This is a genomic window from Robinsoniella sp. (assembly GCF_034124845.1).
In genome coordinates, this window is sequence record NZ_JAWYAJ010000288.1 from 1 (window position 1) to 10,160 (window position 10,160).

At 42.8% G+C, this 10,160-nt stretch carries 9 protein-coding genes; 1 reads left to right on the forward strand and 8 read right to left on the reverse strand.

From position 1 onward, the window contains the following. Positions 1-207 precede the first annotated feature (207 nt). The 8 genes from ACH2DQ_RS14205 to coaBC form a co-directional block, all read right to left on the reverse strand. The gene (locus tag ACH2DQ_RS14205; RefSeq protein ID WP_394915839.1) at positions 208-1,044 is read right to left on the reverse strand and encodes a P-loop NTPase; all 837 of its coding nucleotides are present in this window, start codon (positions 1,042-1,044) and stop codon (positions 208-210) included. A 223-nt stretch (positions 1,045-1,267) separates the two neighbouring features. Then, positions 1,268-2,455 carry an AI-2E family transporter gene (locus ACH2DQ_RS14210; RefSeq protein WP_394915838.1) on the reverse strand — a complete coding sequence of 396 codons (1,188 nt, stop codon included), beginning with the start codon at positions 2,453-2,455 and terminating at the stop codon, positions 1,268-1,270. Between the two features lie 16 nt (positions 2,456-2,471). After that, a complete protein-coding gene (locus ACH2DQ_RS14215; protein ID WP_394915837.1) occupies positions 2,472-3,815 on the reverse strand; it encodes a TrkH family potassium uptake protein in 1,344 nt (447 codons plus the stop codon). Positions 3,816-3,888: 73 nt separating this feature from the next. Next, positions 3,889-4,842, reverse strand: coding sequence for an alpha/beta hydrolase (locus ACH2DQ_RS14220; protein ID WP_395027187.1), 954 nt, complete (start codon positions 4,840-4,842; stop codon positions 3,889-3,891). Between the two features lie 15 nt (positions 4,843-4,857). Further along, positions 4,858-6,624: a nitric oxide reductase activation protein gene (locus tag ACH2DQ_RS14225; protein ID WP_394915835.1), complete on the reverse strand. Its 1,767-nt coding sequence runs from the start codon at positions 6,622-6,624 to the stop codon at positions 4,858-4,860. Next, positions 6,608-7,525, reverse strand: a complete 918-nt coding sequence (locus tag ACH2DQ_RS14230) for an AAA family ATPase (RefSeq protein ID WP_394915834.1) — start codon at positions 7,523-7,525, stop codon at positions 6,608-6,610. The genes ACH2DQ_RS14225 and ACH2DQ_RS14230 overlap by 17 nt, the downstream gene beginning before the upstream one ends. Positions 7,526-7,727: 202 nt before the next feature. Continuing rightward, a complete protein-coding gene (locus ACH2DQ_RS14235; protein WP_394915833.1) occupies positions 7,728-7,955 on the reverse strand; it encodes a hypothetical protein in 228 nt (75 codons plus the stop codon). A 45-nt stretch (positions 7,956-8,000) separates the two neighbouring features. Continuing rightward, the gene (gene coaBC / locus ACH2DQ_RS14240) at positions 8,001-9,215 is read right to left on the reverse strand and encodes a bifunctional phosphopantothenoylcysteine decarboxylase/phosphopantothenate--cysteine ligase CoaBC (protein ID WP_394915832.1); all 1,215 of its coding nucleotides are present in this window, start codon (positions 9,213-9,215) and stop codon (positions 8,001-8,003) included. Positions 9,216-9,472: 257 nt separating this feature from the next. Between coaBC and ACH2DQ_RS14245 the strand changes: the two genes are divergently transcribed. Then, entirely contained in the window at positions 9,473-10,132 is a 660-nt protein-coding gene (locus ACH2DQ_RS14245; RefSeq protein ID WP_394915831.1) for an ECF transporter S component, read from the forward strand. The last annotated feature ends 28 nt before the right edge of the window (positions 10,133-10,160 follow it).

Below are 10,160 nucleotides of genomic sequence, written 5' to 3' on the forward strand. Positions count from 1 at the left end.
TCTTTCCGTACACCACCTCCATCTACAAAGCGTCCTTACTCAGCAAAACCCAAATTTAGTGCTTTCAAATCGCTTTTGCCTCCCCATTTGCAAAGCTCTAAAATACATGAAAACGTGTCTTTAAAATTATCTCCGCAGGATATACGTCCCACAACCTGTGACACACATCCTGCAGATAGCATTTTTAAGACACGCTCCTGTTGATCACTATTTTATTTTCCGCAGCGCTGCTGCCGCATCACTGATGTATTCATTTTTCGCCTCTTCAAAGCATCCTTCATCTGCCATTCTGGCAAACTCAGGATCAATGGGCATTTTTCCTAACAGATCCACATCCAGTTCTTTGGCAATCTCTTCTATATGGCTTTCTCCAAAGACCCTGATTTCTTTTCCGCAGTCCGGACATTTTAAAAAGCTGTAGTTTTCAACGATTCCAAGTACCCGGATGTTCATGCTCTTCGCCATGCTGTATGCTTTCTTTACGATCATACGAACTAAGTCCTGTGGGGAAGAAACAATCACAATGCCATCTACCGGAAGGGACTGGAATACGGTAAGAGGAACATCACCTGTTCCCGGGGGCATATCCACAAGCAGATAATCCAGTTCTCCCCAGATTACATCTGTCCAGAACTGTTTTACCATATTTGAAATAACCGGACCTCTCCAGATTACCGGCGCTTCTTCATCCGGAAGCAGAAGGTTGACCGACATTACCTTAATATCGTTTTTGGCCAGCATTGGATAAATTCCCTGATCATCCCCCTGTGCTGGACCATGAAGTCCATACATTTTGGGAATGGAAGGTCCGGTAATATCCGCATCCAGGATACCCACCCGGTACCCCTGCTCCGTCAGCTTATTTGCAAGGGACGCAGTAACCATGGACTTACCAACTCCTCCCTTACCGCTGACGATGCCGATTACATGCTTAATTTCCGTATAAATATTAGGCTCCACAAGAAAACTTTTCGGATTCTTGCTTGGACACCCTTCGCAACTTTCTTTGGTACAGCTTGAATTGCTGCATTCTTTTTCTGACATGATATTTCCTCCTTAAATCTTTATCTCTATTGATCTCTTTTATCTCTATTATCTTTTTAAATTTTAAAATTTTTTTTAATCTTTAAAATCTTTTATATCTCTTTTAAATCTTTTAAATCTTTTATATCTTTTTATATCTTTTTACATCTTTTTATATCTTTTTATTTCGTTTTATCTTTAGAATCTTTTAATCTTTTTATTTCATTTAATTTTTTTATATCTATCACTTCTGATTTTTTGATTTTTCTATCTTCTCGCCCACTGACTCAATGTACTTCACTTCCGGAACAGCACGCTTTTTTAATCTTCCATATACGGACTCTCTGAACAGGGCATAGAACACGGAAACCAGAGGTACGAATACCAGCATACCGAACAGTCCCATCAGGCTGCCGCCCAAAGTAACGGCTATCATAACCCACAGACTTGGCAGGCCTACGGAGGTACCAACGACTCTCGGATACATAAAGTGCTCATCAATCTGTTGTAGCACAATAATAAACACTACAAACCAAAGGGCTTTTAATGGATTGGTTACCAGAATCAGCAGCGCACCAAGACCTGTCCCGATAAATGCACCAAGCACCGGGATTAAGGTGGTAAATCCAATCAGTACCGAAATACTGATGGCATATGGAAAATTAAAGATTAGCATCCCAATATAGCAAAGTATTCCAAAGAGCAGAGCTTCCATGCACTGCCCGGAAATAAACCCGGTAAAAGTTTTGCTTGTGAGATGGCCGATTTCAGTAATCCGGTCTGCTCTTCCCTGAGGCAGATAAGCGTATAAAATTTTACGAAACTGTGTACCCAGCTTTTCTTTTTGTGCCAAAATATATATGGAGAAAATGACTCCAAGCATAATGGTGGTCAGTACACCGATCACAGATGTAGCCACACCCAGGGTGGAGGACAATACATTGGTTACTCCACTTTGCAGAACACCCAGCACACGTTCAACGATGGACGGCCAATTTACTTCTAATTTGGAGATATAATCCGTAATGTCGGGATAGTTCTTCGCCAGACCTTTTAGCCAGCCGTCTAACTGGTCGATAAACTGGGGAAATCCCTGATTTAGTGATTTCACCGTATTTACCATTTCCGGGATTACCGTCATAATTACAAATACGATAATGCCAATCGCCAGAGCATATGACAGGATTATGCCGGTAAATCGAAGGGCACTCTGTTTACCTTTTATCACTTTCCCCAGGTATTTTTCAAAAAACCGGAGCGGTACATTCAGCACAAAAGCAATCGCACCGCCTAAGATAATCGGCGAACAGATGCCGATTACATAGCTTAATCCCCGAAAAAGTAATTCATGATTATTCAGCCCCCAATACAACACAATAGCAAAAGCGATGGCAATAAATATTGTTTTCTTATTATTGATTTTAAATTCCAAGCTTTAAGCTCCTTCCTTATCCTACAAGTATTTTTTCCTGAGGAAGTTCGATTGGAGATATCTTTTTTCTTTCTGTGAAGGAAAGGGCAAAAGAAAGGCTTCCTAATCTTCCGCAGTACATTAGTATCATAACTGCTATTCTTGAGACCGGCAGCAGTTCCCTGGTAATTCCTGTGGTCATACCAACCGTGCCAATACCGGACATGGCTTCGAACATGACATCTGTAAGCTGTAAAGGCTGAATGGTGCAGATCAGCATCACCGCTCCCAGAGAAAGCAGCAGATTAATACACAAGACTGCACTTGCTTTCTTAATTGCTTCATCATCTATCCGCCGCTTAAAAATGTTAATCCCCCTGGTTCGCATCATGGATGCACGCATGTACATAATAAATACCACAACCGTAGTGGTCTTAATACCTCCCGCTGTAGAGCCGGGGCTGCCTCCGATAAACATTAATATCGTGGTAAGCAGCTTGCTGCTCTGGGATAACGCAGCTGTATCTGTCGTATTAAATCCTGCCGTTCTGGCAGTTACCGAATCAAACATCGCAGTGAGGAATGCCTCCTGGCCCCCCATATGGGCAGATAAATTATTTCTCTCAAAAACAGCAAACAAACATGCTCCGCCAAATACCAGAATCCCCGTTGTAATGATTACAATTTTGGAATGTACATGAAATTTTTTAAAATGCCATTTATGAATGATAATATCATCCCAAACTAAAAATCCAATTCCACCGATCATAACCAGCGCCATAATTGTGAGATTGACCAGCCAGTCCCCGGAATAAGGTGTCAGAGAAGCGTATGGTTCGAATTTCCCCATCAGGTCAAATCCCGCATTGCAAAAAGCGGATATAGAATGGAAAATACCATTTCCAATACCTTCTATCAGTCCAAATTCCGGAATAAAACGAATGGAAAGCAGAATTGCCCCGGTTCCTTCTATAATAAGGGTTCCAATCAGGATCTTTTTCACAAACCCCACCACGCCCCCAAGCTGCATGGCATTGAGGCTCTCAGATATCAGCCCTCTTTCCCGAAGCCCGATCCTTCTGTGCATAGCCATTGCAAGCAGCACTCCGAATGTCATAAACCCAAGTCCGCCAATCTGTATCATGGTAATGATCACCAGCTGTCCAAAAAGACTCCAGTGGGTATACGTGTCAACTACTACAAGTCCCGTTACACAAGAGGCGCTTGTTGCCGTGAACATACAGTCCAGAAAGGGCGTCACTGTTCCGTTTCTGCTGGATATGGGAAGCATTAGCAGCAATGTTCCCCCCATAATCAAAAGAAAAAATCCCAGTGCAATAATCTGCATTTTTGATAGTTTCTTACGTGTAAATTTTATCATGCTACCAATTCCGGCTTTCCTTATCCCAGAGCTTGTTTGAAAAATCATTCCTTCCATCTGTCAGAAAGCTTTTTCAAACGCGCTCTAGACTTTTCAGAAAATCCAGAACCCTTTCTTCATATTCTTTTCTTGCAACATAGTAGCTTTCCGCATGTGCTGCATCTTTTACCAGCCATAGCTGTTTTCTGGATGCACAGGCATCGTAGATTTCCTTTGCCATACTGGCTGGAACAAATCGATCCTTCTCACCATGTATAATTAAAACAGGAATGGATGTATTGGCGGCTTCTTTTCTGGCATCACAGTCTTTAAAACCGTACCCCGCCACAACTTTATTGATCAGATTCACAACCGGCAAAACTGGATATACCGGACAATGATATTTATGCTTTAACAGATAAGCAAATTCCTCCCAAGGGGAAGTGAATCCGCAGTCTGCCACAATTCCTTTTACGGAAGGCGGGAGACTCATAGAGCCAGCCATTAGAACGGTTGCTGCCCCCATGGATATTCCATGTAAATAGATAGAACATTTTCCCTGAAAACGATCATGCAGAAAACGGGTCCAACGGTATACATCCTCCCGGTCCAGGCATCCGTATCCCACATATCTGCCTTCACTTGCACCATGCGCCCTGTCGTCCACAAGCAGAACATGATAGCCGTTCTCATGGAAAAAATAGGACATGGCTGCATACTCATTATCCCCACAACTGGTATATCCATGTACTGCCAGCACAACTTTTTCAGATTCTTCTTTCGCCGGCAGCAACACGCCTTTTAATTTAAGCCCGTCAAAAGATGTAATACTGACCGGCTCTGTCTTCTGCCGGTCAAGCCATGCCAGCCTGTTGCGAATAAATGGAAGGGTTGTCTCCCAATGCGTCCCGGCTTTTGCTTCTTCCGTAGCGTGTCTGGGCGGATTGTCCACACTGAGTACTGCCCTTCTCCAAAAAGCATACGAGCCTGTGCCTACTGCTGCAATTCCTGCTGCAATTAAAGTTTTAATCTCATTTGAAGTTTTCATTTATATCACTCCTTTCTACCATTCCAATAATTTCTTCAAATAAAGGCAAACCACATTTGAAAAGCTGTTAATATCCCGGATATAAGCAAAATCCTTTCCGAAAATCTTCTTTTCCGCCGCCAGATCATGTTCTTTCCCGGCAAATACCCCTAATACAAATATACCCAGATTCCGAAGCTTACGCACTTCAAATGCAGTATCTGACACTGCGTAATCCCCATGATACGGTTTTGGATTCCGGCTGCCGGGCCGGTTGACAATCACATCATTCGGCCTGCCATCGCTTAACACAATTAAAATTTTATTTTCTTCTTCCCTCTGATACAGAGAATCACCTGCCGCCCGGATTGCCAGACCATCCCGGTTATTGGAAGAAGTGGTATACTCAAATATCTTACGGTTTGCACTTCTGTTCTCGTCATATTCCCGAAAACGCTGCATGACGGTATAATCCCAGAAGCTGCAAAAACTCATGACCCGATGTGGAATCCCCACATTGCTTAAAGCCTCACTGATGATAAACGCCTGAAGGGCTACCTGGCCCTGCCGGTCTCTCTGTGACCCGCTTGCATCCATCAGGATGTCCACCACAAACTCTGTGGAATTCTGCTTACATGCTTTTGTAAAAAGCTTCCCGGTATCTGCCCTGCCCACTCTCCAGAGCCTCCCCGGCACGATCTGACCGTAATCGGCTTTCATATAATCAATCTGACTGCGCAGCATGAGAGAACGTCTCAGGTTATCGGTCATAATCTCAATATTGCGTCTGGATAGGGTTTTGCTGTTATGATAGACCAGTCGATTCTTATCCGCCTGTTTTTTGGCATTTACATACTGGGCATTCACCCGGACTGTATTTTCCAATACACCATCGGTATAGTATAAGCTGCAGTCTGCATGTGCACCGGTACACAAACGGTTATTGATCCTCTTTTGCTCCAGCGGATTCAGATAAGAACGTCCATATGTCAATTCAATATAACCATAGACTTTTGCAACGGCTTCCTCATCCAGTACGATGACACGCTGCCCGCCATTTTTCTTTTTCTGCTCCGAAGGGTCATCTTCCTGCATTTCGTCAAAAGAAGTGACCTGATTACTCACCTGCTCCAGATACTGTTCCAGTAAGTCCTCATACATCTCTTCCTCTAACAGGTCTTTCCAGTCAAACTCCTTCAGATCCTCAAATGTAACCGCAAGAACATGTTCCAGATCTCCATGCTTTTTCACAAAGCTTTTATCTACAATGGTGTTATAGAGGTGATCCACCGTTTTAATTATTTCCATGGTATCCTGTGCTTCTTCCAGCTGTTTTACTGCATCAGCCGTATCCAGAATCTTCTTTTCGGCTGTGAGATTCCCGGTAAGTGCCTGGCGCATCAGACAGATCTTCACCCTGCCTATAAAGGACTGGGTCATTTTCCCAAAATCATAATCTAAAATAGCCTCAAATGCTTTTTTACGAATTCTGGGCACACCCGGCCGTTCTGCAGCTATCTTTTTATAAGATGCTGCATCCACACAGATCTGGGCAATATTCAAAAGCTGTGCCTCCTCTGCACCGTAGTATACCTTCTTAACAATATACATCGCAAACTGCTCTTTGTCAAAAAAACGGGCAAATGCCCCCTGTTTGACTGCATCATAGAGGGAAATATATTTAGACTTGCGAAAAGAAGCCACATCCAGCTTCACATCCAGCTGGTAATTGCCGCTTACCGTCCACATCAGATTCTTTATTCGGTTTTCGATCTCCAGTTCATCTTCAAAAAATGCTTGCACTGCTCCAGTCCTCCGGAATTCGGGTCATTACAATGTCTTCAATTAATTCACGTTCAAATATATCAAAACTTTTATTGATGATTCCCATGCGTATGGCAAGCTCCGGTGAAAGTCCCGCCCGTATGGTTTTGATTGCGCCAATCAATCCACGCAGATCCAGCGGTTTGGTGGAAATTTCATTATTCAATGCCTTTTCCTGTAAATCCATAAATACACCGGTGAGCTGCCTCAGCCCTGATCCTTTTGCTTCCGGAAAAAGATCCTTTAATATCTGAAGTAGTATCCCTTCGGTAATAGGGGGCATATCAATTACCATGAATCTGGAAACTAAGGCTTCATTTAATTCCTTAGTGCCCGCATATCCGTAATTCATAGTTCCAATAAAACGGGATGCTTCATGGAGTTCAATTTTTTCATACCCCGGAATATCAATCATTCTCCGGTAATCCAACGTTGCATGCAGTACAGAGACCGCATCATTTTTAGCCATGTTTATCTCGTCAAAGATTCCGAATCCACCATTTACCGCGCATTCATATACCGGACCTGTCCGCAGCTGAACCTCATTATTTTTAAAGGTATCCGTTCCTATTAAGGATGAGCTGTCCGTATTTACATTAAAAGATATATTATAGGAAGGCCTTCCGAATATATATGCCAGGTTCTCAGCCAGCACATTCTTTCCCGTAGCCTTTGTTCCCGAAAGTAATACATTTTCACCCTGAAGCAGGGCGGCAGCTGCCATTTCAAATACTTCTTTTCCAAGAAACGGTATCTGCGGCTTTACAATACGGTTTGTAAATCTCTCTTCTGCCGGGTATCTCTTCCGGAACTTTTCTATATCCGCTAACAGCCCTTCACTTACCTGCTGTTCTTTCAATGACGCAAATAACTGTTCCATGTTTTCCTCCTGTAATTTCAAATTTCTAATTCCCGCGAGCAACGAGCCAAACGGACACGCTAGCGCGTCCATTTGGCGGCTGCCGCGAGGGTGCTGTGCGCCAGTGGCGCACGTTTAGCACGGACCGAAGCACATGCCCCGTTGCAGCGGGGTTTTTGATTTGCAAAAGTGGATACATCTAAAATGTACCCACCCTTTTTGCTTATATTTCTGTAAATGAATAACGCTGTTTAATTCCGGAAGCCATAATATCGAATACGATAGTTCCACCCTTTAAAACTGATTTCTCAAAGGTTACATTTTTTCCCTTGAATTTATCCAGAATAAATTCTTCCGGATCATTGGTTTCTATTTCATCCACAAAGATGTCCCTCATCTGATTGTTGGAACATTGATTATATATTTCCCATACTGTTTCGTAGCTCTTCATTATATAAATCCTCCCTGAATGAACCATTCCGGTGTCTGCCTTTGCTTAACAATAACCCTTCTGATTTCCTTTGATCTCCACCATGATTTCATCTAAAATACAGTTTGCCGCATCTTCTTTTGACATAATGGAAAGGGGAATTTCTTTCTTTTCGGTTATAATTGTAATCACGTTGGTATCCGTACCAAATCCGGCGCCATCTTCTTTCAGGTTATTTGCAATAATCATGTCCAGATTCTTCTTATGCAGCTTCCCTCTGGAATTTTCCAGCATATTCTCAGTCTCCATGGAAAAACCGCAGAGAAATTGTCCCTGCTTTTTGTGTTCGCCTAAGAACTGCAATATATCATCGGTGCGTTCAAGCTCCAGTACCATTTTATCCCCGGACTTTTTCACCTTTTCTTCGCTTACATACTGAGGTCTGTAATCAGCCACTGCTGCCGCTTTAATAACAATGTGCTGCTCTTCGTAACGGCTGCAGACTGCCTCGTACATCTCCCTGGCGCTCTCGATCTGGACTACTTCCACAAACGGAGGCTTCCGTACACTTGTCTGACCTGTCACCAGTGTTACCTTTGCCCCTCTCAGCATACAGGCTCTGGCAACTGCATATCCCATTTTCCCTGTGGAGTGATTGGTAATATAGCGAACCGGGTCAACTGCTTCCTGGGTGGGTCCTGCGGTTACCAGAACATTCATACCTTCCATATCTTTTTCATGGGCGATTTCTTTTAAAACATAATCCAGAAGCACTTCCGCATCCGGCAGCTTTCCTTCTCCCACATCCTGACATGCCAGCATCCCGGTAGCAGGCGCTATCACTTCAAAATCATTCATTTCCAGCTTTTTTAAGTTATCCTGGACAATCTTATTCTGATACATACGGGTATTCATGGCTGGTGCCACTATTTTTTTACAGGTACATGCTAAAACAGTCGTTGTCAGCATGTCATCTGCAAGTCCGTAAGTCAATTTTGCAATGACATTTGCCGTAGCCGGAGCCACAAGAACCAGATCCGCTTTTTTAGCAAGTGCCACGTGTTCCACATTGTATTGAAAATTCCGGTCAAAAGTATCTACCAGACAGCGGTTATTCGTCAATGTCTCAAAAGTAATAGGATGAATAAAATTCGTCGCATTTCTGGTCATGATGACATGTACATCACAGTGCAATTTGACCAGCATACTTGCCAGATTGGCTATTTTATATGCTGCAATACTGCCTGTTACTCCTAAAATCACAGTCTTTCCTTTTAACATCTGTTTATTCTTCCTCTCAAATCCTGTATATATTTATGAAAAAAGCTCATGCTTTTCTTATCGGCGTCTGATGCATTTATTCCCTTTATCCCAATATTCTAACATATCTTTCTATAAAATGCACCTGTAATTTAAATCTTGTTTTTGGTCACTGATCGTGCTATACTAACGCCGTAATTGTATTGTATCCCATTCGGATGTGTCTTAAAAAACTTTTTCAAACGCAATCCCGGGAATAATAACAAGGAGGAAAAAAAATGAATAACACAAATGCAGTAATTGCGAGAAAACCTCGCACACTGGGCATGGTACAGGTTGCACTGTTCGCAGCACTGATTATAATCCTTGCCTTCACACCATTTCTGGGGTATATCCCGCTGGGCTTTACGCGAGCGACGATTATCCACATACCGGTAATTATCGGTTGTCTTTTATTAGGTCCGAAAAAAGGTGCCCTTTTAGGGTTCGTATTTGGACTGACCAGTTTTATTAATAATACGATTAATCCAACCGTTACGTCTTTTGTTTTTTCGCCATTCTACACTCTTGGCGATATTCACGGCGGCATAGGAAGTGTTATTATCTGTTTTGTCCCAAGAATTTTAGTTGGTATTGTACCTTATTATGTATATCACGGACTTTACAAGCTGACGAAAAAAAGCAGCTCCGGGCTTCTGGTATCTCTGGGCGCAGCCGGACTGATTGGCTCATTAACAAATACACTTCTGGTTATGAACCTGATCTTTGTATTTTTCAAAGATGCCTATGCCACAGCCAATAAAGTAGCTTCTGATGCAGTATACACCTTCATTCTTTCCATCATTGGAATCAATGGTGTGCCGGAAGCAATTGTCGCAGCTATTCTGGTAGCTCTCATCGGGCGCATTCTTTTAAAATCCAGAATCGCACAGCAGTAAATTTACAGCTTTCCGGGCGGCTAGTGCC